Below are 26,835 nucleotides of genomic sequence, written 5' to 3'. Positions count from 1 at the left end.
AGAGCGTGCCTGTCTGCGGGTTTAGGTGGTTTTTTACCGATCCCATGCGCATCACCATATTTATTTCTCAACGTGCCGAGACCATTAACAACTGATGAGCATCCTTTGAGTATTTGCTTAAAGATCTGCTCTCCATGCTGGTCGGGGGCTAAATTTAGCTCTTTGGAAGTTAGTTTATACAATTCACTCATGTCAAAATTACGGTCATAGGGAATTTTTAAGTCGTCGAGTATATGTTTACATACCGTTTCAACTAAGGTCCTGGCGGAAGTGATAGCTCCTTCTGGGTCTGAGTTCCTGCGTTCTAAAGCCTTCGCCCAAGCTTCATTTACCCCCCGTTCGTCGTAACTCCTTAAACCATCAGTGATATGAATATCTATTGGTGTTGTATTGACCCCTTCGAAAAAATCAAAAAGAGGGGTGAATTCAGTTGAAATGAAATTTTCGCGTTCTCTATAGGATGAGTATGCAGGCTGTATGAATCCCCAAAACTGTTTAAGAGTTCTGCATTCTCTAACAAAAGCAGGGAGAAGGGCTTTTAGTGCGGAATTTTGAACGAAGTGAGACCTGAGAGAGATGAAACATTCACTATTATCCCGAGGCCCACCGCGAGCAACATCAATTAGCAAATTTTCCAGGTGTCTGGCGCGTTCTTCATCAGACGTAAACTCATTCAGAAAATCATCCATCGATTTATTCCTTGTTACTTATGACTGAAATGTGATGTCGAAAGTTAAAAATGCTCATCATTATTCAAGTATGAAAAACGAAGTATTCCATATCTGGAAGCATGCTCGCAAACCTGTTAGAAACACCATGTAAACCCGAAATCATTATTTATTTCCACCTATAACGAGCTTACAGTTTCCCCACTGCGGCAAATTCCGCAGTCAGGCGTGGAAACCTGAACTATCACACGACGACACAGTTTTGGTGTCGGGGCAGCGCATATCCTTGTAAAATCAACGGTGGCGCTGGTAGGGCAGTCGAAAGGCTGGCTGAAGACCGTGTGATTCAGTTTCCACCCCTGTCAGCGCCGCCACCCTCTGAGCGTGGAAACTTAGAGAGTGGTCTTGAAACATCACACGGAGGCTGCCTTATGGCTACGATCCCAACCCTTGCTCACCCTCACTCCAGCGACAGTATTGCCTGCCAACTTCTTGACCTGCCGATATCCTCAACGCAGGATCTCTTCGAACTGACGGACTGCTGCTGCGCTTTTGTTAATGTGCTGCTGGAAACCCACAATAGAGCAGAGCGCTTAGCACTGTGTGGCCGTCTGGCATTTGCTATTGAGGAGCTGAAAAATCGATGCGATGAGGATTTACCGTCTCATCTGATTGAGAAACTGAGTACAGCGTTACCCGCGCAATCATGTATGCCGGATTGCTGGCAAGATACTGCGATGCTGGTGGGGTATGCTCAGGCCCTTAACCAGGCTTTGTTGAGCCAGACCCTTGCGAGTGCTGTCTCGCAAGAACTTGCCGGGTTATTGCATGACCTGATTTATCTCCTGGCTGACTATGTCAGAGAACCTTACCTGCTGCGCTGAGGTCATGCCCGGCGGCGCTGCGCTTGCACGGGCCTACAACGGCCCGGAATCGTAGGCCGGGTAAGCGTCAGCGCCACCCGGCAATAAAAAACCCCTCGCATGAGGGGTTTTGACGTTTACTGTTGTGGCGCTGCTGGTTCGGCTGGCGCTGCGGGTTCAGCCGGTTCCGGCGCGCCCAGAGCAGGCATACCAAACATGCCGACAAAGTCATCCAGCGGCATTTTGTCGCCGTTGAGCGTCACCTGACCGTTGGCATACTGCAGGCTGGTGGAGATGGTGTTGTTGTCCACCTTCGTGATGCGGAACATCTGGCCCATTGCCGCCAGACCTTTCACCTGCTGATTCGCCAGCTTGCCAGCATCTTCATCGCCGTAGCCTTCCAGCTTCGCAATCTGGGTCATAAACTCGGTGGCCATATCCATCGGGATAGTCAGCTTGCTGTCGAGGGACTTCACGCTGCGATCCACTTCCTGTGCCAGCGTCTGAGGTTCGCCCGTGGCGGTTGCCGGATCTTTCAGGAACAGAGAGAGGTTGAAGCTGGTTTCGCCTTTGCTGTTTTTCCAGCTCAGCGGCGCAACGGTGACCACCGGCTCGCCTTTCAGCAGGATTGGCAGGTTGTTGAACAGTACCGCCATAGCCTGCTGCTGGTACACCTCCGGGTTCTGCTGCAGCGCGGCATCGGTCAGCAGCGCCTGGCTCTCTTTGCTGTATTTCTGGCTAAATTCGTGCCACGCCTGGCCGTCGATATTGCCGATTTTCAGCGAAAACTTGCCGGTGCCCAGATCCTGATTCTGGACTTTCAGGCTCTTCAGCGTGTAATCCAGCTGGGTGTTGATGTTTTTGCCGTCTTTAGACACGTCGGATTTGCCGTCGATGTTCATGCCTTCCAGCACAGCCATCTCTTTACCTTCAATGGCAATCGCAATCTTGTCGACAGACAGTTTCTGATCGCCGATGCGCTCTTTAAAGTCGGTCATTCGGCTGTTGCCGTCGGCTTTCAGATTGTTAAAGGTCAGCTGAACTTTTTGGTTATATTCGTTTACGGCATCGACCAGGCCACTTTCCGCTTCACCCGTCAGAGATAACACGTTCCCGTCGCGGTCAGTATCAACCTGGAAATTGCCGCCGCTAAAGGCGACTTTCTCATTCTCTTTCTCGTAGTTCAGCGCTTTCAGCGCGATATCAGAACGGGTATCACCGGAGTAGCTAATGCGGGTGTTAATATCGAAAGGTGATTCATTCTTCGCCAGATCAAACAGCGGTTTGGTCAGGTCGTTGTTCACCAGAACAGTATGAACGGACGCCATCGACGGGATCAGGTTAAACGACTTTAACTGCGCCAGCGGGAATGGACCGTGGCTTACCACTTCATTCAGCACCACGCTCTGACCCGGCTTCAGCCAGCCGTTTTCATTACCGGCAACCGGCTTCACCACCAGCTGCATATGGCTGGTGAACACACCGCGCTGATAATTCTGGTAGCTCAGCTCTACGCCCGCTTCCGGTGCGCTGCCCTTAATTTCGCTGTTAGCCTGCGCCACCATCTCAGCCAGACGGCTTTCCAGCTGTTTCCCGGTATACCAGGAGGCACCCGTCCAGACCACGCCTAACGCTACAATCACTCCAACCGCTACGACCGATTTTTTCATTGCGACTATCCCTAAAATGAAACCAGGCGGTTGAAACCGCCCGGAGATATAAAACCTGCCACTAGCTTAGCAAGAGTTGTTAAAAAATTCAGTAAGTGCCTATAGCTTATTAAAAACGCGCGCCAGACGACCGGTGCCACTTACGCTTACCGGAGACTCATTCGCCGCAACAAACGCCGATTCACCCGGTTTCAGCACCAGACGCTCGCTATTTTTATGCAGAGTAGCTTCGCCCTCCACGCAGAACAGGATCGCCGCGCTCTCCTGCGCGATGGTCGTTTCTGTCTGGCTCAGGTCATGCAGCGAGAAAGCAAAATCCTCAACCGGGATCGGGAAGTCCAGCTCTGCACCCTTTTTCACTGGCTGAGTCAGCAGCTCTGCGGCAGGTTTCGCCACGAACTTCACGTTAGCAACCAGTTCAGGGATGTCGATGTATTTCGGCGTCAGGCCCGCGCGTAGCACGTTGTCGGAGTTGGCCATCACTTCCAGCGCCACGCCCTGCAGGTAGGCGTGCGGGGTTTCCGCGAACAGGAACATCGCTTCGCCCGGGTTCAGCTTCACCACGTTCAGCAGCAGAGGAGAGAACAGGCCGCTGTCGTCCGGGTAGAACTCGGAGATCAGGCGAATGGTGTCCCACGGTTCACCTTGCTGCGTGGTCAGGGCTGCTTTCAGCACCGCCAGCGCGTGGGATTTCTCGTCACCCTGCATGTTAAGCAGGCTGGCAAACAGCTGGCTCAGGCCTTCAGCATTGGGGTTTTCGAGGAAGTGGGCGATAGCGTTATTGGCACCTGCGACCGGTTGCAGCAGGGAGATAATCTCTGAAAACTCGCGGAAGGCGTTCATCGCCAGGAACGGAGTCAGCGCGAACACCAGCTCCGGCTTATGGTTTGGATCTTTGTAGTTACGCTCGGCAGCGTCTAACGGAATACCGGCCGCATTCTCTTTCGCAAAGCCCATTTCAGAGGCTTTCTTATTCGGGTGGACCTGGATGGAGAGCGGCTGGTCGGCGCACAGCACTTTAAACAGGAACGGCAGTTCGCCAAAGCGCTGAGCCACCTTATCGCCCAGCAGCGCGGCTTTATCGGCATCAATGACGTCACGCAGGCTGTGCACCTGACCGCTGGCGTCTTCAATTTTTGAGCTGCTCTTCGGGTGCGCACCCATCCACAGTTCTGCCATCGGCAGGTTGTTCGGGTTCGCGATACCGTAGAGATCCGTTAACGCAGTTTTACTTCCCCAGGCGTAGTTTTGCACTGAGTTGATGAGTTTTTGCATTATCAAGCCCTGATTCAAATGTGGAATAAACTTCGGGTATTAAAGCAATAAACCACCGGGAAGTAACCTGTGGATGTAAAAAGTCGTACTAGTCTCAGTTTTTGTTAAAAAATTGTGTAGGATAAGCTGACTCGCTTTTAAGCGGGCAGCGGAACATCTGCCCAAATAATCAGACTGAAGCAGTAAGTGAGAGAACAATGTCGAACAAACCCTTCCATTATCAGGATCCTTTCCCGCTGAGTAAGGATCAGACCGAATACTATCTGTTAACCCGCGATCACGTCTCTGTCTCTGAGTTTGAAGGACAAGAGATCCTGAAGGTCGATCCGCAGGCGCTGACGCTGCTGGCGCAGCAGGCTTTTCACGACGCCTCGTTTATGCTCCGTCCTGCACACCAGCAACAGGTGGCCGATATCCTGAGCGATCCGGAGGCCAGCGAAAACGATAAATACGTTGCCCTGCAGTTCCTGCGTAACTCCGATATCGCGGCGAAAGGCATTCTGCCAACCTGCCAGGACACCGGCACGGCAATCATCGTCGGGAAAAAAGGCCAGCGCGTCTGGACCGGCGGCGGCGATGAGGCGGCGCTGGCGCACGGCGTTTACAACACCTACACCGAAGACAACCTGCGCTATTCGCAGAACGCGCCGCTGGACATGTACAAAGAGGTCAACACCGGCACCAACCTGCCTGCACAGATTGACCTCTACAGCGTGGACGGCGACGAGTACAAATTCCTCTGTATCGCCAAAGGCGGCGGTTCAGCCAACAAGACCTATCTCTACCAGGAAACCAAAGCGCTGCTCACCCCGGGTAAGCTGAAGAACTATCTGGTGGAAAAAATGCGCACCCTCGGTACCGCGGCGTGCCCGCCGTACCATATCGCGTTTGTGATTGGCGGTACGTCGGCGGAAAGCACGCTGAAAACCGTGAAGCTGGCCTCTACCAAATACTACGACGGCCTGCCGACAGAAGGTAACGAGCACGGCCAGGCGTTCCGCGACGTTCAGCTTGAACAGGAGCTGCTGGAAGAAGCGCGCAATCTGGGCCTCGGTGCGCAGTTTGGCGGTAAATACTTCGCCCACGACGTGCGCGTGATCCGTCTGCCGCGTCACGGTGCATCCTGTCCGGTCGGGATGGGCGTGTCCTGCTCCGCGGATCGTAACATCAAGGCGAAGATCAACCGTGAAGGCGTGTGGATCGAAAAACTGGAAAACAACCCGGGTAAATACATCCCGGAAGAACTGCGTAAAGCGGGTGAGGGCGAAGCGGTTCGCGTTGATCTGAACCGTCCGATGAAAGAGATCCTGGCGCAGCTTTCACAGTATCCGGTCTCGACTCGTCTCTCCCTCAACGGCACCATTATCGTGGGCCGCGACATCGCGCACGCGAAGCTGAAAGAGCGTCTGGACAACGGCGAAGGGCTGCCGCAGTACATTAAAGATCATCCGATCTACTACGCGGGCCCGGCGAAAACGCCTGAGGGCTATGCTTCTGGCTCGTTAGGCCCCACCACGGCCGGGCGTATGGACTCGTACGTTGACCAGCTGCAGGCTAACGGCGGCAGCATGATTATGCTGGCAAAAGGAAACCGTAGTCAGCAGGTGACGGACGCGTGCCACAAGCACGGCGGCTTCTACCTCGGCAGCATAGGCGGCCCGGCTGCGGTGCTGGCGCAGGGCAGCATCAAGAGTCTGGAGTGTGTGGAATACCCGGAACTGGGAATGGAAGCTATCTGGAAAATCGAAGTGGAAGACTTCCCGGCGTTTATCCTCGTGGATGACAAAGGCAACGACTTCTTCAAACAGATCCAGTCCTCTCAGTGTTCGGCCTGTGTGAAGTAATTCTGTAAATTGCCGGGTGGCGGCTGTGCCTTACCCGGCCTACGTGTCTGGTAGGTCGGGTAAGCATCAGCGCCAGCCGACACCAAAAAGAGCGCACAAAGCGCCATAACGTTTCTCAGAAGTCATCAATACTTATCCCTTAAGCATGTGAGCAATCCCTCTTTTGTTATCAAGGAGAAAGTAATGACAACGGTACGCCATGAGAAAGATTCTATGGGCGCCATCGAGGTTCCGGCCGACAAGCTCTGGGGCGCGCAAACCCAGCGTTCGCTCGAGCATTTCCGTATTTCGACCGAGAAAATGCCCGTCTCGCTGATTCAGGCGCTGGCCCTCACCAAACGGGCCGCCGCGAAAGTTAACCAGGATTTAGGCCTGCTGGCGGCCGATAAAGCCACCGCCATCATGAATGCCGCCGACGAAGTGCTGGCGGGCAAGCACCCCGACGAATTCCCCCTTGCCATCTGGCAGACCGGTTCCGGCACGCAAAGCAATATGAACATGAACGAGGTGCTGGCAAACCGGGCCAGTGAGCTGCTGGGCGGCGTGCGTGGCATGGAGCGTAAGGTCCATCCAAACGATGACGTCAACAAGAGCCAAAGTTCTAATGACGTTTTCCCCACGGCGATGCACGTGGCGGCGGTGATTGCTCTTCGCGAACAGCTTATCCCGCAGCTCAACGTCCTCAAGTCCACGCTTAATGACAAGGCGCAGGCCTTCCGCGATATCGTTAAAATTGGCCGTACGCACCTGCAGGACGCCACGCCGTTAACGCTCGGCCAGGAGATTTCCGGCTGGGTGGCGATGCTGGAACACAATCTGAAGCATATTGAGAACAGCCTGCCGCATCTGTCGGAGCTGGCGCTCGGCGGCACGGCGGTGGGGACCGGGTTAAATACCCATCCGGAGTACGCGGTGCGCGTGGCGAAGGAGCTTGCTGCCATTACCGGTCTGCCGTTTGTCACGGCGCCCAATAAGTTCGAAGCGCTGGCGACCTGCGATGCGCTGGTTCACACCCACGGTGCGCTGAAAGGGCTGGCGGCCTCGCTGATGAAAATTGCCAACGACGTGCGCTGGCTGGCCTCAGGCCCGCGCTGCGGCATTGGTGAAATCAGCATTCCGGAAAACGAGCCGGGCAGTTCTATCATGCCGGGTAAAGTGAACCCGACCCAGTGCGAAGCCATGACCATGCTCTGCTGTCAGGTGATGGGCAACGACGTGGCCGTCAATATGGGCGGTGCATCCGGCAACTTCGAGCTGAACGTCTATCGCCCGATGGTGATCCACAACGTTCTGCAATCAATTCGTCTGCTGGCGGATGGGATGGAGAGCTTTAACGAGCACTGCGCGGTGGGCATTGAGCCAAACCGCGAGCGCATCAGCCAGCTGTTGAATGAGTCTCTGATGCTGGTGACTGCACTTAATACCCATATCGGCTACGACAAGGCCGCCGAGATCGCCAAAAAAGCGCATAAGGAGGGGCTGACGCTGAAAGCCTCCTCCCTGGCGCTGGGCTATCTGACGGAGGCGGAATTTGACGCCTGGGTACGCCCGGAAGCGATGGTCGGCAGTCTGAAATAATCATTCCGCCACATACAGGTGCAACCGCGGAATAATCAGCTGAAGCGGTTGCGCCTGGGGTCTGTAACGGTGCTGGACATTTTCAGCATCGTAATTCAACAGCTCACCAATGTCCGGCACGATGGCACCCTGATCGGCATCATAAAGCGCAATCAAAGGCGTCGGGCAGGCATACTGCACCTGTTTTTGCTGACCGGAATACCAGACGCGGGCGATAGGCTGAACTTTCACCGGGCGCTTGATCTTGAGGCGCGTCTTTGCCGGTAGAGACGCGATGCTGTGATATTCCTGCTCCAGGCGCTCAATCCACTGCTCGCGCGACCACGGTGCGACGGTGCGTGGCGTCTTCAGACTTTTTTCCAGTTGGGCCAGAATTTCATCCCGGGTGAAATTCTTAATGATGTGCTTATTCGCCCAGCCGAAACGCAGCGTGGCGGGGTGACGCAGTACCGTCAGGGTGCGGTAGGCATTAAGGGTTATCAGGCCCGGAAGCTGGCGGTGCACCCACTCAAACCGGGCGGCAGGGGCCAGGCCCGACTCTTCGGTGATGATTTTTTCAAAGGTCGCTTTCAGGGTGTTGATGTGGGCAATCTGGGTTTCCAGCGCTTCACGCGCTGGGGCATCGGTTTGCAGGCAGATCACACCCGGCAGACGCACGGCCGCCTTACTGCTGCGCTGTTCTGACTGCTGCTGGATAAAGAGATGGCGGTAGTGCTTCATCGCCAGCTCACAGGCGGCGTTGCCGAGGTGCTGTTTCACCTCGATGGTATCCAGCGGATCGTGCTCGGCCCCTTTGGCCACATCGGGCAGGGTAAAGACGCGCGCGGCCAGCAGACGGCAGGCCTGCAAACGTTCTGTCAGGGTCAGTAGCTCGTGTTCTATTTCGCGAAAGGTGCTGTTCAGCCTTTCGATGAGATCGTAGGATGCCATAAACACTCTCATTAGTTACAACATACTTATCATATAGCACAGCGCGCCGGGTCAGGCCAGCGTGCGGTTTAGGTCAGGCAGGAACGGGAAGGGCGATGTTATGGTACACGGGCCAGCTAAAGCAGAAGCGCGCGCCGCCGAGTTCGCTCTCCTCACAATGCACGGTGCCGCCCATGGCCTGGGCGATAGAGTAAACAATCGCCAGCCCCAGACCACATCCACCGGTGGCGCGATCGCGGCTGGGGTCTAAACGTACAAACGGTTCAAACACGGTTTCGCGTGCTTCCGGGGCAATTCCCGGGCCGTCATCCTCAACCGTCAGGCTGGCCTGATTGCCCTGCACATCCAGGCCAATCTGGAGCGTACTTTCACTGTAGCGCAGGGCGTTGTTGATCAGATTGTCCAGCACGCGCTCCATCAGGCGCATATCGAGCGCGCCGTAATCACCTTGCGTGACGCGCGTGCGCAGCGTGCGCTGCGGGTTCACGCTCTGGACATCATCAATGTGGGTTTGCAGCCAGTCAGGCAGGTCCGGCGTGCTGAGGTTGAGTTCGTTCTGCGGGCGGTCGAGGCGCGCGTAAGTAAGCAGCTCCTCAATCAGCGCTTCAAGCTGACCAATATCGCGGTTAAGCGCCTGAGACTCTGATTCCGTCAGATTCTCGCTCATCTCCAGACGGTAGCGCAGGCGAACCAGCGGCGTACGCAGCTCGTGCGCAATCCCGTCAATCAATTGCTTCTTGCTGGCGATAAGGGCATTGATATTATCGGCCATCTGGTTGAAGGCCACGCCCAGTCGTTCAAAGCTGGAACCGCTGTCGAAGTGGATACGCTCGGTAAAATGCCCCTCGCCAAAACGCTGCGCGGCGGATTCGAGTTTCAGCATGTCCTGCCAGTGTGGGCGCATCCAGATAAAGACCGGAAACGCCAGTGAAATGGCAATAAAGGCCATCAGCGCCATGTCCAGCAGACGCATTTGGTGCAGATAATAGAGATAGGGCACCGGCCCGACGGCCAGCACGTAGTGGCTGCGAGGAATACGCTGGATAAAGGTATATTTCTCATCCAGCGCGACGATGTCGCCCTCGCGCAGACGCTGCATGGCGGGCGGATCGAGTTCGAAATCTTTCAACGGCTCGATGCGTAAATCGAACGACAGATTCAGATCCAGCTCTTTCAGGGTTTTCGCCCAGTCGTGTGGCGGGATCTCTCTCAGCTCGCTGCGCATCAGATAGAGCGAGCTTTTCATCAGGTCATCCAGCGACTGTCTGCCCGCACGTTCGGCGGTAAACTTATAAACCAGTCCGACCAGCATGGTCATCACGAGGAAGCAGACAAACAGTAAAAGATAAAACTGCACAAACAGCTTTTTCATTGGATCTCACCGCAAAAACGCTATGTGCAGAATATACATGAAAACCCTTCAGGTTTTTCATGTCTGTCGAGCGTGTTAAATGGCTTTCGCGCGGTTTTTTTACCTTGGCGATGAGTTTTTCCGTCACGGCCAGGCCTTCCGCAATGTGCATATCAATCACATCCGTCCCGAATTCGCGAATGAGGTCCAGGAGTATTTCGTATGACTGGATCAGTTCCAGCAGGTCAAAGAGCGCTTTTTGATCGGTGCGTGAGGGGGAGGCGTGGTTAAGGGTAGCCTGATTTACAATCCACTCAAGATTGGTTTTGATGGCTTCTACCTGATTGTAGCTATACATAATTCATGATCTTAAATCCTCATTTCAAGATTTTATGGGAGAGATGTCGTGAAAGCTTCACGGCGAAAATGAGTAGAACGGTCGCCGGTGCGGGGCGAGCTGAAGAGAAGAGAGATGAGAAGGTAATTATGGAATAGTTCGCGGGCTTAGCAAGTTAATTGTTGCGCAAACGGGGGAATAAACGCGCGAAAGAAAGGCGAACGTCGCGTAATGCCTTCATTTCGCGCAGATTATCTTGTACGGATAAGACGATCAGGTTTCCCAGGCGTGGGGGGCAAACAGGTAGCCCTTGTTACGCACGGTTTTGATGCGGTAGGGCTCGGTGGCATTATCCTGCAGTTTCTTGCGCAGTCGCGAAATCGCAACGTCCACGCTGCGGTCCATTCCGTCATAGCTTACTCCCCGCAGGTTTTTCAGCAGCGCGTCACGGTCCATGATCTGCCCGGCATGGGTTGCCAGCTCCCACAGCAGGTCAAAGTCTGCGGTAGAGAGGGCTATAAGTTCCCCGGACAGCAACACCTGACGGTTAATCGGATCAATCGACAGCGTACCAAACCGCATGGCTTTATGCGGTGTCAGAGACGGCGCCGGTGCTTCGCGTTCGATGCTGGCGTGCTGGCGTAAATGGAGGCGCAGGCGGGCAAGCAGGACGGCAGGCGGTGTGGTTTTCAGAATGTAGTCATTGGCTCCCATCTCCAGCGACAGAATATGGTTCATATCGCTGTCCAGAGAGGTGAGAAGTACGATAGGGCCGTCCCAGCGGGCGCGCAGGTCACGGCAGAGCGTCATGCCGTCCTTTCCTGGCAACATGATATCCAGCAACACCAGATCGGGGTTTTCACGGACCACCACCTCTTCGGCACAATCGCCGCGAGGCTCAACAATGACGTCCATATCATGTTTACCCAGATAGGCGGCAATCAGTTGCCCGACTTCGGGTTCGTCTTCAACATAAACAATCTTATTCATACAACGTCTGTTTTCGTGAAAAAAGCCAACATACACCGCGGAACCTTAACCTTCCATTAATCTTTCAACATTAACGCCGGTTCCGATATTTTCACTAGCGCAGCGGCCGGCCGCCGTCCACGGCAAAGGTTCTGCCGGTGACATAGCAACTGGTGAGCAGGTAATCCACCAGGTCGATCACCTCTTTTTCGCCCGGCGCAATTTTCATGAGCGACTTATTCAGCGCCTGCTGACGGTACTCTGCATCATCGTTTTCGTTGAACAAAATCATCGCCGGGGCGATGGCGTTGACCTTCACCTCCGGGGCGAGTTTACGGGCAAACGAGCGCGTCATGTTATCCAGTGCTGCTTTACTGGCCGCATAGGCGATGTGCTTGTCGCTTCCGCGCTCTACCACATAATCGGTGAAGTGAATGATATCGCCCGCAGCATGTCCATGCCCGCGCAGCAGATCCTGTAGCGCATGGTTAAGCAGATAAGGCGCGTTGACGTGGATCTGCAGCATGGCGGAGAGCGTTTCGCTGAGTGACGTGCCGGACTTTTCGGCCTGCCATGCGCTGGCGTTATGGATCACCGCACGCAGAGCCGTGGTGGTGGATTTCACCTTTTCCGCAAAGGCCAGAATGCCGTCATCGGTTGAAAAATCAGCCTGAATGCAGACCGCTCCGGCTTTGCGCAGGCCTTCAATTGACGGATATTCGGTACGGTAGCTGACAATGACCGGCTGGCGAAGGTTAAGAAAATGATGGGCGAGGGCGAGGCCGATTCGACGGCCTCCGCCGGTGATCAGTATTGGACGAAGCTGTGCATTTCCCATCGTATTCTCCTTTGCAGTTCAACAATGGGAAAGGCGATGCTATCCCATCAACATCCAGGTTGCCGGTACGGCAGCAACCAGTAACAGTCCAATTAATGCCATTTCACGGCGTTTCAGCGCATTCTCCAGCTGATGCGTGTGGCGGGCGTAGATAAACACCAGCAGCCCCGGCGCGTACAACACCACCGACAGCAGCAGATGCATAGGCCCGGAAGCATACAACAACCACAGGCCGTAAATACAGGCTCCGACACCCACGACATAATGCACCGGGCGTGTGGCAATTTTTAACAAATAGGCGCCCACTAAGAAATAGGGTACCAGAATCATTTCCGAGGCGATGGTCAACAGGGTGTTATAGTCTGAACCTGTGAGCCAGATCAGCACCAGGCAGACCTGAACGCTGATGTTGGTCAGCCACAGTGACGCGGCAGGCGCATTGTTTTTGTTCTGACGCGCAAACAGGCGAGGAAATGCTTTGTGCGTAGAGGCCAGGAACGGTACTTCCGCCGCCATGATGGTCCAGCTCAGGTAAGCCCCGCAGACGGAGATAATCAGGCCCGCAGCAATCACCACATCGCCCCAGGGACCGAGCATTTTCACCATCAGTCCGGCCATTGACGGGTTACGCATTTCGGCCAGCTCAGGACGCGCCACCACGCCCAGCGACAGCAGCGTCACCAGCAGATACACCCCCAGCGCCGCCAGCACGGCCAGCAGCGTGGCACGGCCAACGTCACGTTTATTGCGGGCACGGGCTGACACCACGACCGCGCCTTCAACCCCGATAAACACCCACAGGGTGATCAGCATCGTATTTTTCACCTGCTCCCAGACCGGGACGCCAAGCGCCATGCCGCTGAAATCGAGCGTAAACACGTCGAGACGAAACGCGATAAAGGCCAGAATGATAAACAGGCCAAGCGGAACCAGCTTCGCGAGGGTAGCAACCAGGTTAATGCTGGCGGCCGTTTGTACGCCACGCAGCACCAGCCAGTGGACGAACCACAGCAACACCGAGGCGCCGACAATAGACTGCCAGGTATTGCCGTCGCCAAAGAGGCGTAGTGCTGGGGTATCGGTAAAGAAACTGAGCGCCGAAAAGACAATAACCAGATAAGAGACATTGGCGATAACCGCACACAGCCAGTATCCCCACGCGGAACAGAAGCCAATCAGCTCGCCGAAACCTTCACGGGCATAGGTGAAAATCCCGCCGTCCAGATCGGGGCGAATGCGGGTGAGCAGCAGCATGGCGAAGGCCAGCAGCATTATTCCAACGCCCGTAATGCCCCAGCCAATGAGCAGTGCGGCAGGGCTTGCGACGGCCGCCATGTTTTGCGGCAAACTGAATACGCCCGCACCCAGCATCGAGCTTAAAACGAGTGCAGTCAGAGCACTCAGGCCAAGTTTCTTTTCCATTGGCTTCCTGTTATGAAAGGTCCAAATCCAGAATAATTATTTCGCACAGGCGCATAAAAATGGTGGATCACACTAAGGCGCGGGATTTTACGGAGTGTAACGAAAGCATGCAATGACGTGTGGCAGAAATTCAAAAAAAGTAACAAAAAAGGCGGCATTGCGCCGCCTTTCGTAAACGGTTTTGTTACTTGTACAGATCGGCGCTGATGGTCACGTTGTTACCACGTTCCTGCCACTGGCGGGTGATATGGTAGTACTTCGCCCCTTTCTTCGCCGCACGCTTCGCGACCTGATAAGAGACTTCCGTCATGTTGCCGTAGTTGCCGGTAAACTTGATGCTGTCGAACGGCACCATCTGCGCAGCAGTGGCTTTGTTCAGCTCTTCAATTTTGGTGCCGTCTGGCAGCGTCACGGAATAACGGCCACCTTTTGTGGATTGCGTTTCAAAGAAACGGCCCACTTCAGCACTTGGTGCAGCAGAGGTTGCTACGCCAGGGATTTCAACTTTCTTCGCTTCTTCGCCGCCTTTCGCCAGCGCTGCACGACCCGCTTCTGAATCAGCCGGGATCGCATCCGGGCTTTGCAGAACACGTTTTTTCGCATCTTCTTTATAGATGAATGCGGTAATACGCTGGTTGCCGCCCTGGTTGGCATCGACCTGACGCACGATGTAGAAAGAGTATGCACCTTTCGCTTTCGCGGCTTTGGTGATGGCATCGTTCACTTCAGGCTGGCTGCGATAGAAGCCCTGAACGGTAACCGTGTCGTAAGGTTCCAGCTCAATCGCCTGATCTTTCGGCAACTCAACGACACCGTTGATCACGCGGTTTTTCGGTGCGTCAGCTTTTGGCGCATTGTCTTTGTACAGCGCAATGGTCACACGCTGGTTACCGCTGTTGCCATAGTCAGACTGGTCAACAACGTAAAACGAGGCCGCTCCGTTTTTATCAGCGGCTTTTGATGCAGCGGCGACGGCATCGCCAATAGAATTATAACGACCCACAATGACCGTATGGTCAAAAGGTTTTAACGCTGCCGCTTGCTCCGGCGTTAACTCTGTTGCGGCATTCGCAGACAGGGCGGTCCCACAAAGAAGTGCGGACGCCAGGAGTGTGTTCTTAAGCTTCATAAAAATAATCCTTCGCCTTGCGCAAACCATGTACTGGTATTGTTGTTAATTTGAGACGGTCCCGATTATTGCATTTAAAACCTGTCGCTGTCTGCGCCATTTTTCACAGCCTGTGCTCACTGAATCACCGAATTCGATAACATTTAGTGATATGTTGAAAAAACAGGCGTTTGACAAGTAAAACTGATAAAGCTTATGACTTTTACAAGTTAATTTAATGTTAATAAGTTGTTCTCTTATGGCGCTATATCATGTTTTTACCGCTTCGCTTGCGCGATTTATCGGTTCCGGCGAAGAATTTAAGGTAAATATCACTGTCAGTGACGCCGAACGCTTATTTTTCACAGATAAAGTAAGAAATAGTGTTTTCTGGCGGTAGATCACGGGCGCTATTTTCAGTAGGTTATAGACAGTTTGTTACTGTTTTATTTTCCGGGGTTAATCATCTCGCGTCGCGCGTGCGTTGGCGAAAATTGATACAAACCGCGGTCATTTATCGATAAACCATCATCAAAAACCGATGGAAGGGAAAACTATGCGTATTGGGGTACCAAAAGAACGGTTAGCCAATGAAACCCGCGTAGCGGCAACACCGAAAACGGTGGAGCAACTGCTGAAACTGGGTTTTACCGTCGCGGTTGAAAGCGGCGCAGGCAAACTGGCGAGTTTCGATGACGATGCTTTTATCCAGGCTGGTGCGGAGGTGGTCGACGGTGCTGACGTCTGGCAGTCGCCGGTTATTCTGAAGGTCAACGCACCGGAAGAGAGTGAGATTGCGCTATTGAATCCAGGGACGACGCTGGTGAGCTTTATCTGGCCTGCGCAAAATCCTGAACTGATGGAGAAGCTGGCGGCCCGTGGCGTGACGGTGATGGCGATGGACTCCGTGCCGCGTATTTCGCGTGCGCAGTCGCTGGATGCCTTAAGCTCCATGGCAAACATTGCCGGTTACCGCGCTATTGTGGAAGCCGCCCACGAATTTGGTCGCTTCTTTACCGGTCAAATCACCGCCGCGGGTAAAGTCCCGCCGGCAAAAGTCATGGTGATTGGCGCGGGCGTGGCGGGTCTTGCCGCCATCGGTGCGGCAAACAGTCTGGGCGCTATCGTACGCGCATTTGACACCCGTCCTGAAGTGAAGGAACAGGTCCAGAGTATGGGTGCTGAATTCCTTGAGCTGGACTTTAAGGAAGAAGCGGGGAGCGGTGATGGTTACGCGAAGGTGATGTCCGAAGCCTTTATCAAAGCCGAAATGGCACTCTTCGCCGCGCAGGCGAAAGATGTCGATATTATTGTCACCACCGCGCTGATTCCGGGTAAACCGGCGCCGAAGTTGATCACCCGTGAAATGGTGGATTCCATGAAGCCGGGCAGCGTCATTGTCGACCTGGCCGCGCAAAACGGCGGTAACTGTGAATATACCGTACCGAATCAGGTGACCACGACCGCAAACGGGGTGAAGGTGATCGGTTATACCGACCTGCCAAGCCGCCTGCCGACCCAGTCTTCTCAGCTGTACGGTACCAACCTCGTCAACCTGCTGAAGCTGCTCTGTAAAGAGAAAGACGGCAACATCGCCGTTGATTTTGACGATGTAGTGGTACGCGGCGTCACCGTAGTCCGTGAAGGTGAAATCACCTGGCCTGCGCCACCGATTCAGGTCTCGGCCCAGCCTCAGGCAGCGCCAAAAGCGGCGCCAGAGCCGAAAGAGCCTGCCAAACCGGCGTCACCGTGGCGTAAATACGCGCTCATGGCGCTGGCGATTATTCTGTTCGGCTGGCTGGCTGACGTTGCCCCGAAAGAGTTCCTCGGCCACTTTACCGTCTTCGCGCTCTCCTGTGTCGTAGGGTACTACGTGGTGTGGAACGTCTCCCATGCGCTGCATACGCCGCTGATGTCGGTGACCAACGCCATTTCCGGGATCATCGTGGTGGGGGCATTACTGCAGATTGGTCACGGCGGCTGGATCAGCTTCCTGAGCTTTATCGCAGTGCTGATCGCCAGTATCAATATTTTCGGTGGTTTCACCGTGACTCAGCGCATGCTGAAAATGTTTCGTAAAGGCTAAGGGGTAGCATATGTCTGGAGGATTAGTGACAGCCGCATACATTGTTGCTGCAATCCTGTTTATTTTCAGTCTGGCGGGGCTTTCCAAACACGAAACGTCTCAGCAGGGAAATAACTTTGGTATCGCCGGGATGGCGATTGCGCTGATTGCCACCATCTTCGGGCCGGATACCGGCAACGTGGCGTGGATCCTGGTGGCGATGATCATCGGTGGGGCGATTGGTATTCGTCTGGCAAAACGCGTTGAAATGACCGAGATGCCAGAGCTGGTTGCGATTCTGCACAGCTTCGTGGGCCTGGCTGCGGTGCTGGTGGGCTTCAACAGCTACCTGTACCACACGCCGGGTCTGGAACCGATTCTGGTGAACATCCACCTGACGGAAGTGTTCCTCGGTATCTTCATCGGTGCGGTCACCTTCACCGGCTCCATTGTCGCCTTCGGCAAACTGCGCGGGAAGATCTCCTCAAAACCGCTGATGCTGCCAAACCGTCATAAGCTGAATCTGGCGGCGCTGGTGGTCTCGTTTGTGCTACTGGTGGTCTTCGTGCGTACCGAAAGCGTGGGCCTGCAGGTACTGGCGTTACTGGTGATGACGATCATTGCGCTGGCGTTTGGCTGGCACCTGGTGGCCTCCATTGGTGGTGCGGATATGCCAGTGGTTGTCTCCATGCTGAACTCCTACTCCGGTTGGGCAGCGGCGGCAGCGGGCTTCATGCTGAGCAACGACCTGCTGATTGTTACCGGTGCGCTGGTAGGTTCTTCGGGTGCGATTCTGTCTTACATCATGTGTAAGGCGATGAACCGTTCGTTCATCAGCGTTATCGCCGGTGGTTTTGGTTCCGACGGCTCTTCAACCGGCGCTGATGAAGAAGTGGGGGAGCACCGTGAGATCAGCGCGGAAGATACCGCCGAGATGCTGAAAAACTCGCACTCGGTCATCATTACCCCGGGCTACGGCATGGCAGTGGCGCAGGCGCAGTATCCGGTTGCCGAGATCACTGAGAAGCTGCGCGCGCGTGGCATCAAGGTTCGCTTTGGTATTCACCCGGTGGCAGGGCGTCTGCCAGGCCACATGAACGTGCTGCTGGCGGAAGCGAAAGTGCCTTACGATATCGTGCTGGAGATGGACGAGATCAACGATGATTTCTCGGACACCGATACCGTGCTGGTCATTGGCGCTAACGACACCGTTAACCCGGCAGCGCAGGACGATCCGCGTAGCCCAATCGCCGGGATGCCGGTTCTGGAAGTGTGGAAGGCGCAGAACGTTATTGTGTTTAAACGCTCCATGAATACCGGCTATGCCGGGGTGCAGAACCCGCTGTTCTTCAAAGAGAACACCCACATGCTGTTTGGCGATGCCAAAGCCAGCGTGGATGCGATTCTGAAAGCGTTGTAAGTTGCGTTGAAACGAAAAAACCGCCGAATTCGGCGGTTTTTTTATTGCCGGGTGGCGCTGACGCTTACCCGGCCTACGGTTTTGTAGGCCCGGCAAGCCTGCGCCGCCGGGCGTTAGGGGTTAATCGTCTTCCGGATCGTCCAGCTCAACCGGCGTCTGGTACTCATCCGGCTTGATCACCAGCAGGTCACAGCGCAGATGATCGATTACCTGTTCAGCGGTATTGCCGAGGAACGCGGCAGAGATCCCGGTTCGTCCAATGGTGCCCAGCACCACAATCCCGGCCTGCAGATGTTCGGCTAAATCCGGGATCACCTCTTCAGGCAAGCCTTTCTCCACGTGGGTCATTTTTTCATCAATGCTGAATTTCTGGCGCAGCGCTTTCATTGCGAGCAGGTGCTGGCCACGGATCGCGTCGTTGTACACGCTCGGGTCAAATTCAGGCAGCTCAATGGCGATATTGATCGGGGTAACCGGGTAGGCTCCCACCAGATGCACTTCGGTGTGGTTAACCTGGTCAGCCAGCTGGATGGTCTCCTTGACCAGCTTTTCGTTCAGCGAATTGTGATAATCCTCTTCGCTGGCGAGATTCACTGCCACAACGGCTTTCCCGCCTTCAGGCCACGGCTGGTCTTTCACCATCCAGACCGGGCAAGGGCATTTACGCAGCAGATGCCAGTCGGTTGGTGTGAAGATCACGGATTCCAGCTTGTCATGCTGATGCGTCATCTTCAGCAGCAGGTCGTGTCCACCGGCAACAACTTCCTGGATGATGGCTTCGAAAGGCCGGTTATGCCACACCACTTTAATATCAATGGGCACACCCGCTTCCAGGTAATATTTAGCCTGTTCGCGGATCCACGCGGTACGCTGGCTGATCACGCCCTGACGCATAGCGGTGCGCTCGTCAGGCGACAGAAGGGTGGTCATCTCATACGAGAAGTCATAGATCGGCAAAAACGCTTTGATTTTGCCACCAATCCGTTGATGTAAATACACAGCACGTCGTAATGCCGGCTGATCGTCCTGATTCGGATCGATAGCTACCAGCATGTTTTGATACTTTGCCATACAGGTCTCCTTACTACTGTCACCACAGTCTGTAATTAAAAGAGTAACCTATATATCCTGAATGAAACAGAGGGGAAGTTTTGCCAGATCAATAATTCATGAAAATATATCAGAGAAACAGCACCGTCGCGGTGACTGCGATAAACGCAATAAACAGCAGTATCATCACCACTATCGCAAACGTCGTGGAATCCTGAACATAGGTTTTTTCTTCCCCCTTCATTGGGCCGACAAGCATGATCCAGATGAAGATAAAGGTCACTGAGGCAATCACGACTGAAACGAAAAACAAACTTTCTCTCAATTCATAACCTCAACGAGAACCTTCCAGGTTACTGTGTGGCGACGTACTGCGGTGAAAATGTCAGTGAACGGACGTGTTATATGCCAGATCCATAAATCATGGAAATTTATGGATCTGGCAGGTTATCTGCGGGGCGTTATGCCACGTTGCGGGCATGCCCGGCAAGAACGGCCAGCGCTTCACCGTTTTCGATGGTGATGTATTTACCTTTAACGGCCAGCATTCCGCTTTTCTGGAAACGACCCAGCAGACGGCTGATGGTTTCCACGGTCAGGCCCAGGTAGTTACCGATATCGCCACGGGTCATGGTCAGACGGAATTCACGCGGAGAGAAACCACGCTCGGCAAAGCGGCGGGAGAGGTTGTAGATAAACGCCGCCAGGCGCTCTTCTGCATTCTTTTTGGAAAGCAGCAGGATCATGTCCTGATCGCCTTTGATCTCACCGCTCATCAGACGCATCATCTGCTGACGCAGGTTAGGCATCTTGCCGGACAGATCGTCCAGGGTTTCAAACGGGATCTCGCAAACCATTGAGGTTTCAAGGGCCTGAGCAAAGCTCGGATGGTGACCCGTGCCAATGGCATCAAAGCCCACCAGGTCGCCTGCCAGATGGAAGCCGGTGATCTGCTCGTCACCCTGTTCGGTGATGGTGTAGCTCTTGATGGTGCCAGAACGGATAGCATAGAGCGATTTCAGTTCGTCTCCGGCTTTAAACAGCGTCTGCCCTTTCTGAATCGGCTTTTTACGCTCGATGATATTATCAAGCTGATCAAGTTCGTGTTCATTCAGGGTAAACGGGATACAGAGCTGGCTGATGCTGCAATCCTGGCAATGGATAGCACAACCGCCAGACTGAATGCGTCGTATAATTCGCTTTTCCGGGATCATAGGTTTGCTCAAGCCTTAATTGATATTGGTCAATTTTAACATCTTTTTGGTAAGTACGTAAGCCTGACAAACCCTCAATAAGGACAAGAGACGGCATCATGTCGCCATCTTCTTGAAATTCCACAGCTTGATTATGGATTTTTAGCCTAACCGGAAGAAAATTAAGCACAAAAAGCCTGGGAATTACAGCAAGAGATACCCCTCGTGACGCAGTAACCACTCTTTTCGCTGCACCCCGCCGGCATAGCCGGTGAGGGTACCGTTGCGGCCAATCACGCGATGGCAGGGCACCACAATGCTGACCGGGTTAGCGCCATTCGCGGCCCCCACTGCGCGTGCGGCCCCGGCGCGACCGAGCTGCTCCGCGAGCTGCCCATAATGCATGACCTGTCCGCAGGGAATGGCCCGCAGCGCCTGCCACACTTCGCGCTGGAAAGGCGTGCCGGCCGTGGCGGTTGGCAGGCTGTCAATGATGCTGAGATCGCCTTCGAAGTACGCCGTAAGCTTGTCGCTCAGTCCGCCCGGGTTGGTGGCGCGGATACGTTCATACCCCTGTACGCGGTAGTGGATATTGAGCAGTTCTTCCATGCGGTCGCTGTGCTCTTCCCACTCAACCGCGCGCAGACAGCCCTGCTCGTCGGCGATCACCCACAGCGGCCCAAGCGGCGTCGCAATCTTATCTTCGAGTAATCTCAGCATCTTCATTCCTTTAGTTCAGCCTCGGGTAGATCCCCGGTCCAATCGGCAGGCCGACAAGATACCACGCCACTAACATCACCAGCCATACCCCTAAAAAGATAAGCGGATAGGGTAAAACCAGCGAATAGTAGGTACCCAGTTTCGCCTCGGGTTTATAGCGCTGCAGGAAGCCTAAAAACAGCGGAACAAACGGCGAAACCGGCGCAAGGGGAATGACTGAGGAATCTGCGATACGGAACAGGATCTGCGCGAAGGCCGGGTGGAACCCAAGCATCATAAACATCGGTACGAAGATCGGCGCCAGAATCGACCAGATGGCGGAGCCACTGGCGATAAACATGCACAGCAGCGACGAGAGCAGCGCCAGGCCGACAAACGCCGGTACGCCGCTTAGCCCGGCAGCTTCCAGCGCGTCGGTCAGGCCAACGGCCATAAACTTGCCCATGTTGCTCCAGTTAAACATGGCCACAAACTGCGCCAGCGGGAACACCATCACAATAAAGCCCGCCATCTCTTTCATCGGCTCGATCATCAGCTGCGGCAGATCGCCCTGGCGGCGGATTTTTCCAGTGGCGATACCATAAGCAAGAGAGACGACAAAGAAGAAGAGAATAATCAGCGGCACAATGCCCTGGATAAACGGCGAGGGCAGGACGGTATGTTTAACGGGATCGCGCAATATCCCGTTTTCCGGCACCACCATCAACGCCACCAGCGCGATAAAAGCCAGCGAGACAACGCCCGCCACGCGCAGGCCGAAGCGCTGTTCTTTACTCAGCGTCTCCAGTTTTTCATCGCTACGGCCTTCCCATTTCCCCAGACGCGGCTCAATGATTTTATCGGTAATCAGCCCGCCGACAATCGTCAGGACAATGACCGAGCTTGCCATAAAGTACCAGTTGTCGATCACGCTGACGTGCATGGCCGCATCGAGGGTTTTCGCCGCCTCGGTACTGATGCCGGACAGCAGAACATCGGTTGTCACAATCAGCAAATTGGCGGTAAAACCGCATCCGACGCCGGCAATCGCCGACAGCAGTCCCGCCACCGGGTGACGCCCGACGGCGAGGAAAATCAGCGCCCCCATCGGCGGCATGATCACCAGCGCGGCGTCGGAAGAGATATGGCTGAAGAAGGCGATAAACAGCACCATGTAGCTGGCGTAACGCGCGCTGACGTGAGAGGCCATTTTCACCATCAGAGCCGGTAACAGGCCCACGCGCTCCGCGAGCCCGGCCCCCAGCACCAGTGCCAGAATGGCACCCAGCGGAGCGAAGCCGCTGAAGTTTTTAATCACATTGGGTAAAAACCAGTGCAACCCCTCAATGCTCAGCAGATTTTTCACCGCCACCAGGCTGCCGTCGGCCGGGCTGCGCACGCTAACGTCAAAGGCGGAGAGCACGGCGGTGGCAACCATCAATATCACAATCAGATAGATAAAAAGCAGGAAAGGGTGTGGCACTTTATTGCCGATCCTTTCAACCCAGCCATAGAGCTTACCGGATGGGGAATGCGAAGGTATGGATGACATACTCATGGGCGTTCCTCGGGAGTGTTGTGTTGTGTTGTGTTGTGTTTTTTTATTTTAAAGGTGACGGTGTCACGCCCGGTGGGATCGGACACACGTACGGTTTTTCTTGTATGTATTGTTCAAACTCTTCACGGCATTTTTTCAGCAGCGCCGCATCCTGCAGCAGATTCAGCGCGGTTGCGCCCATCACTTTCCCGGCCAGCAGCATCCCTTTGTGAGCAATCGAGGTTCGTCCCTGCGCCACCAACTGCCAGGTGTGCAGCGGCGTGCCGACGGTAAAGCAGGGGCTGAAGCACTGGGCAACCGGCATTTTCCAGCTGACGTCACCCACGTCGGTTGAACCCGCCAGCACGTTATCGGTGACGGCATAAGGCGCGACTTCATCCACCAGCAGCGTCGCCTGATGACGACGGGCAAAGGCTTTACCCGCTTCACCACCCGTGGCGGCAATATTTTTCAGGCTGTTTTGCAGATCGTTGGGCGTCAGCGTGGCGCGGATCTCGCGGGCAAACTCTCGCTCTTCGTCGGTCCACTCCGGCGTGCCGTAGTGCTGCAGGGCGCGATACATCGCCGCCTCGAGCGTGCGGTTGGGCAGGTAACTGGAGCAGGCTTTATCAAAGCGGCACTCGACGGTCGTTTCAGTCATCAGCGCCGCGCCCTGGGCGATTTTTTCGATACGTTCGTAGATTTGCTGCGCATCGGCCATCTCCGGGGCGCGGATCAGGTACAGCACTTCGGCCTGCGCCTGCACCACGTTAGGCGAAATCCCGCCGGTATCGGTAATGGCGTAATGGACGCGCGCTTTCTCAATAATGTGCTCGTTGAGGAAGTTGGTGCCGGTAGTCATCAGCGTCACCGCATCCAGCGCGCTGCGCCCCAGATGCGGAGAGTTGGCCGCATGTGCCGCCACCCCCTTAAAACGCCAGGCGGCCTGAATATTGGCCAGCGTGCTGACATTAAACATCCCGGCAAAGGCCTCCGGGTGCCAGGTCACGGCGGCATCGACGTCGTCAAACAACCCTTCGCGCACCATAAAGGTTTTCCCGGAGCCGCCTTCCTCACCTGGACAGCCGTAAAAACGCACTGTCCCGCCGCTGCCGTGCTGCTCCAGCCAGCTTTTTACCGCGACCGCCCCGGCAAGGGCTGCGGTGCCCAGCAGATTATGCCCGCAGCCGTGGCCGTTAGCCCCCGGCGTGGCGGATTGTGGGGTCGCACAGTGTGCCTGCTGGCTTAACCCGGCCAGCGCATCGTATTCACCCAGCAGGGCGATAACCGGTTTTCCGCTGCCGAAGCTGGCAATAAAGGCGTTGGGAATGCCGCCCGCCTCGCGCGTGAGGGTGAAACCTTCGGCTTCCAGCGCGCTGGCGAGCCGTTCGGCGGACCAGAACTCTTCAAAGCGGGTTTCAGGATGATCCCAGATCGCATCGGCGATGTCGGTTAACGTGCGACATCGCGTGTCGATCGCATCGGCAATAAAAGCGTAGTTGTCCTGCATTACACACCTCGCGTCCACGGGAAATTGAGCGCCGTCCGCGCCAGCGTTTCGATGGCGACCGTCATGACCTGCTCATCGAAGTCGAATTTTTCATTGTGATGTCCGGCGCTCAACTCCGTGCCAAATACCATATAGGACGCCATGCCGCCGTTTTGCTGCACGCGGGCCATCATCAACGTGGCATCTTCGGAGCCTGCTGGCGCTTTGACCTTGTCGATGGCGTGAACCACCCCCGGAACCTGGCTGGCCTGTTCGCGCAGATAATCAACCCAGGCGGGTGTCGGCGAGCTGGCGGTGGCAGCCCCCATCAGGCGCATCTCTGCCTTAACGCCGTAGAGCGCGGCCGCGCCGGTAATGACCGCCTGCGCCCGTTCAAAGACATACTGGTTAATCGCTTCGTTTTCGCCGCGCGTTTCAACCTTTATCAGGGCATTGGCGGGCACCACGTTGCGCCCGCTGCCTGCCTGCATCACCCCGACGTTTACCCGGGATGCGCCTTCGCTGTGTGGGGCGATGCTGTGTAACGCGATGGCGGCCTGCGCGGCGGCGAGCAGGGCATTACGCCCGTCCTCCGGTTTACCGCCAGCGTGTGCGGCCACGCCGGTAAAGTTCACGTCGAATTTGGTGGTCGCCATAAAATTATCGCTGCCGCAGATCACCGTCCCGGCAGGCACGCCGGTGCCAATATGGATGGCGGTGAAATAGTCCACGTCATCCAGCGCCCCGGCGGCCACCATGGCACGCGCGCCGCGCGTCCCTTCTTCTGCAGGCTGGAAGATCAGCTTGAGGGTGCCGCTGAGCTGCGCGTCATTCTGCTTAAGTACCTGCGCCAGCCCCAGACCAATCGTAGTGTGGCCGTCGTGTGCGCAGGCGTGCATCATCCCGGGATTGCAGGAGGCAAACCCGTCGCGGAACGGGCGGTGGCTTTGATCGTGTGCTTCGCTTAAATCCAGGGCATCCATGTCCACGCGAAATGCCAGGGTTGGGCCCGGGCGGCCGGTATTCAGGGTCGCGACAATCCCGGTAAACCCGCCCTCAAACGGCGCCAGCCATTTCTCCGGCGCGCCCTGCGCGCGGGCGCGGGCAAATTCTCGCGCCAGGGTGGCCTCATCGGGCAGGCCCATCCGGCTTTCGGCATCCACCACGTCGCGACCCATCGCCAGCTCATAACCCAGCGAGTCCAGGGTTTCTGCGACCTTCGCCGCGGTACGAAATTCCACCCAGCCGGATTCAGCAAACTGGTGAAAATCGCGACGCCATGCGCTCAGCTGCGGGGTTAGGGTCTGGATGTACTGCGTCAGTGTGTCCATATCTGTTCCTGTCATCATTAAAATATGTGAACTGCTTCACGATGTGATAGTTTTTACTTATCACTAACCGTTTTTTCACAGTTTTAACCGTTCAGGAATTACCCTCGCACATCCCTTTCCATTAAAGTAGATGACAGTTTCTTTACTCTGATAAACAACGGTTATCGATCGGGCTATGTCATTTCAGATTAAATTTCATCAAATCCGGGCGTTTGTCGAAGTCGCTCGTCAGGGCAGCATTCGCGGTGCCAGCAGGACGCTTAATCTTTCGCAGCCGGCGCTGACCAAATCCATCAAAGAGCTGGAGGAGGGCATGGCGGCGCAGCTTTTCGTGCGCAGGAGTAAGGGCGTTGCGTTGACCGAATGCGGGGAGGGCTTCTACCAGCGCGCGAAGTTGATTCTGGAAGAACTGCGCGCGGCGCAGGATGACATCCGTCAGCGGCAGGGTGAGCTGGCCGGGCAGATCAATATCGGGATGGGGGCCAGCGTTTCACGCAGCCTGATGCCCGCGGTGATCTCCCGCTTTCACGCGCAGCATCCGCAGGTCAAGGTGCGGATTATGGAAGGGCAGCTGGTGTCGATGATCAATGAATTACGCCAGGGTGAGCTGGATTTCACCATCAACACCTATTATCAGGGGCCTTATGACCACGAGTTTACGTTTGAAAAACTCTTCGAAAAGTCGTTTGCGGTATTTTGCCGGGAAGGACATCCGGCTACCAAAGCAACCTCAATTAATGAACTGCTGCATTATAACTGGACAATGCCGACGCCGCGGGGAAGTTATTATAAGCAACTGGAAGAGGTATTTAGCCATCGCGCGCAAATACCGCGAATAGGGGTTGTCTGCGAAACATTCTCCTCCTGTATTAGCCTGGTGGCGCAAAGTGATTTTTTAAGCATTCTGCCGCAGGAACTGGGCTGTGACCCGCTGCTGGCGCATCGCCTGGTGATGTTGCCGGTTGTCGAATCGCTTCCAAAAGCGGCATATTATTTAATTCAGCGTCGTGATTCCCGTCAGACACCCCTGGCCGAATCCTTAATTACGCAATTCCGAAGAGAAGCGCGAAAAATAGTCGCGACGTGAAAAAGAGAACGTAAAAAAACAGGGTCTGTCCGACATCTGACAGACCCTCCAGTACACACAGCAGTGCGTCCTTTCGCCAGTCCTGAGTATTATATCCATGAAGCAGGTATA

At 55.1% G+C, this 26,835-nt stretch carries 23 protein-coding genes; 6 read left to right on the top strand and 17 right to left on the bottom strand.

What is annotated here, in order from left to right; all coding sequences use genetic code 11:
- A partial coding sequence (locus C5687_RS20640; RefSeq protein ID WP_104557710.1) for an abortive infection family protein occupies positions 1–689 on the bottom strand: 689 nt, incomplete at its 3' end.
- A gap of 410 nt (positions 690–1,099) precedes the next feature.
- Here C5687_RS20640 and C5687_RS20635 point away from each other — a divergent pair.
- The gene (locus C5687_RS20635; protein ID WP_104557709.1) at positions 1,100–1,552 is read left to right on the top strand and encodes a hypothetical protein; all 453 of its coding nucleotides are present in this window, start codon (positions 1,100–1,102) and stop codon (positions 1,550–1,552) included.
- A gap of 116 nt (positions 1,553–1,668) precedes the next feature.
- Here C5687_RS20635 and C5687_RS20630 read toward each other — a convergent pair whose 3' ends face one another.
- Both C5687_RS20630 and manA read right to left on the bottom strand, forming a co-directional pair.
- Complete coding sequence (locus C5687_RS20630; RefSeq protein ID WP_094917635.1) at positions 1,669–3,201, bottom strand: YdgA family protein; 1,533 nt, start codon at positions 3,199–3,201, stop codon at positions 1,669–1,671.
- Positions 3,202–3,300: 99 nt separating this feature from the next.
- Entirely contained in the window at positions 3,301–4,476 is a 1,176-nt protein-coding gene (manA, locus tag C5687_RS20625; RefSeq protein WP_104557708.1) for a mannose-6-phosphate isomerase, read from the bottom strand.
- A 197-nt stretch (positions 4,477–4,673) separates the two neighbouring features.
- Here manA and fumA point away from each other — a divergent pair, with 197 nt between their 5' ends.
- Positions 4,674–6,320, top strand: coding sequence for a class I fumarate hydratase FumA (gene fumA, locus C5687_RS20620; protein ID WP_025758374.1), 1,647 nt, complete (start codon positions 4,674–4,676; stop codon positions 6,318–6,320).
- Positions 6,321–6,503: 183 nt separating this feature from the next.
- Entirely contained in the window at positions 6,504–7,898 is a 1,395-nt protein-coding gene (gene fumC / locus C5687_RS20615; protein WP_104557707.1) for a class II fumarate hydratase, read from the top strand.
- On the opposite strand, the gene tus is transcribed toward fumC, so the two are convergent.
- The 7 genes from tus to ydgH form a co-directional block, all read right to left on the bottom strand.
- On the bottom strand, positions 7,899–8,828 hold the full coding sequence (gene tus / locus C5687_RS20610; RefSeq protein ID WP_025758377.1) for a DNA replication terminus site-binding protein: 930 nt from the start codon (positions 8,826–8,828) through the stop codon (positions 7,899–7,901).
- Between the two features lie 73 nt (positions 8,829–8,901).
- Positions 8,902–10,200: a two-component system sensor histidine kinase RstB gene (gene rstB, locus C5687_RS20605; protein WP_104557705.1), complete on the bottom strand. Its 1,299-nt coding sequence runs from the start codon at positions 10,198–10,200 to the stop codon at positions 8,902–8,904.
- The gene (locus C5687_RS25400) at positions 10,118–10,537 is read right to left on the bottom strand and encodes a hypothetical protein (RefSeq protein ID WP_373467658.1); all 420 of its coding nucleotides are present in this window, start codon (positions 10,535–10,537) and stop codon (positions 10,118–10,120) included. The genes rstB and C5687_RS25400 overlap by 83 nt, the downstream gene beginning before the upstream one ends.
- 252 nt (positions 10,538–10,789) lie before the next feature.
- Positions 10,790–11,506, bottom strand: coding sequence for a two-component system response regulator RstA (rstA, locus tag C5687_RS20595; protein WP_025758561.1), 717 nt, complete (start codon positions 11,504–11,506; stop codon positions 10,790–10,792).
- 94 nt (positions 11,507–11,600) lie between these two features.
- Positions 11,601–12,323 (bottom strand): dihydromonapterin reductase, encoded by a 723-nt coding sequence (gene folM, locus C5687_RS20590; protein WP_047958409.1) that lies wholly within the window; start codon positions 12,321–12,323, stop codon positions 11,601–11,603.
- A gap of 39 nt (positions 12,324–12,362) precedes the next feature.
- A complete protein-coding gene (locus C5687_RS20585) occupies positions 12,363–13,745 on the bottom strand; it encodes an amino acid permease (RefSeq protein WP_104557703.1) in 1,383 nt (460 codons plus the stop codon).
- A gap of 184 nt (positions 13,746–13,929) precedes the next feature.
- Positions 13,930–14,874: a DUF1471 family protein YdgH gene (ydgH, locus tag C5687_RS20575; RefSeq protein WP_025758566.1), complete on the bottom strand. Its 945-nt coding sequence runs from the start codon at positions 14,872–14,874 to the stop codon at positions 13,930–13,932.
- A 535-nt stretch (positions 14,875–15,409) separates the two neighbouring features.
- Between ydgH and pntA the strand changes: the two genes are divergently transcribed.
- The gene (gene pntA, locus C5687_RS20570) at positions 15,410–16,939 is read left to right on the top strand and encodes a Re/Si-specific NAD(P)(+) transhydrogenase subunit alpha (protein ID WP_104557701.1); all 1,530 of its coding nucleotides are present in this window, start codon (positions 15,410–15,412) and stop codon (positions 16,937–16,939) included.
- A gap of 10 nt (positions 16,940–16,949) precedes the next feature.
- Entirely contained in the window at positions 16,950–18,338 is a 1,389-nt protein-coding gene (pntB, locus tag C5687_RS20565) for a Re/Si-specific NAD(P)(+) transhydrogenase subunit beta (protein ID WP_025758569.1), read from the top strand.
- Between the two features lie 120 nt (positions 18,339–18,458).
- On the opposite strand, the gene uspE is transcribed toward pntB, so the two are convergent.
- The 7 genes from uspE to C5687_RS20530 all read right to left on the bottom strand — a co-directional run bounded on the left by uspE (position 18,459) and on the right by C5687_RS20530 (position 25,637).
- Positions 18,459–19,409, bottom strand: a complete 951-nt coding sequence (uspE, locus tag C5687_RS20560) for a universal stress protein UspE (protein WP_025758570.1) — start codon at positions 19,407–19,409, stop codon at positions 18,459–18,461.
- A 109-nt stretch (positions 19,410–19,518) separates the two neighbouring features.
- On the bottom strand, positions 19,519–19,701 hold the full coding sequence (locus tag C5687_RS20555; RefSeq protein ID WP_238380500.1) for a hypothetical protein: 183 nt from the start codon (positions 19,699–19,701) through the stop codon (positions 19,519–19,521).
- A 148-nt stretch (positions 19,702–19,849) separates the two neighbouring features.
- Positions 19,850–20,602 (bottom strand): fumarate/nitrate reduction transcriptional regulator Fnr, encoded by a 753-nt coding sequence (gene fnr, locus C5687_RS20550; RefSeq protein WP_006174991.1) that lies wholly within the window; start codon positions 20,600–20,602, stop codon positions 19,850–19,852.
- A 183-nt stretch (positions 20,603–20,785) separates the two neighbouring features.
- On the bottom strand, positions 20,786–21,301 hold the full coding sequence (gene ogt, locus C5687_RS20545) for a methylated-DNA--[protein]-cysteine S-methyltransferase (protein WP_094917619.1): 516 nt from the start codon (positions 21,299–21,301) through the stop codon (positions 20,786–20,788).
- A gap of 10 nt (positions 21,302–21,311) precedes the next feature.
- Positions 21,312–22,838 (bottom strand): p-aminobenzoyl-glutamate transporter, encoded by a 1,527-nt coding sequence (abgT, locus tag C5687_RS20540; RefSeq protein ID WP_045284904.1) that lies wholly within the window; start codon positions 22,836–22,838, stop codon positions 21,312–21,314.
- Between the two features lie 43 nt (positions 22,839–22,881).
- Entirely contained in the window at positions 22,882–24,327 is a 1,446-nt protein-coding gene (locus tag C5687_RS20535) for a M20 family metallopeptidase (RefSeq protein WP_104557697.1), read from the bottom strand.
- Positions 24,327–25,637, bottom strand: a complete 1,311-nt coding sequence (locus C5687_RS20530) for a M20 family metallo-hydrolase (RefSeq protein ID WP_045284902.1) — start codon at positions 25,635–25,637, stop codon at positions 24,327–24,329. The genes C5687_RS20535 and C5687_RS20530 overlap by 1 nt, the downstream gene beginning before the upstream one ends.
- 175 nt (positions 25,638–25,812) lie before the next feature.
- On the opposite strand from C5687_RS20530, the gene C5687_RS20525 reads away from it, so the two are divergent.
- The gene (locus tag C5687_RS20525) at positions 25,813–26,724 is read left to right on the top strand and encodes a LysR family transcriptional regulator (RefSeq protein WP_059385263.1); all 912 of its coding nucleotides are present in this window, start codon (positions 25,813–25,815) and stop codon (positions 26,722–26,724) included.
- The last annotated feature ends 111 nt before the right edge of the window (positions 26,725–26,835 follow it).

The organism is Enterobacter sichuanensis, from assembly GCF_002939185.1.
GTDB classification, from domain to species: domain Bacteria; phylum Pseudomonadota; class Gammaproteobacteria; order Enterobacterales; family Enterobacteriaceae; genus Enterobacter; species Enterobacter sichuanensis.
This window is presented reverse-complemented; position numbering and strand designations above follow the sequence as displayed.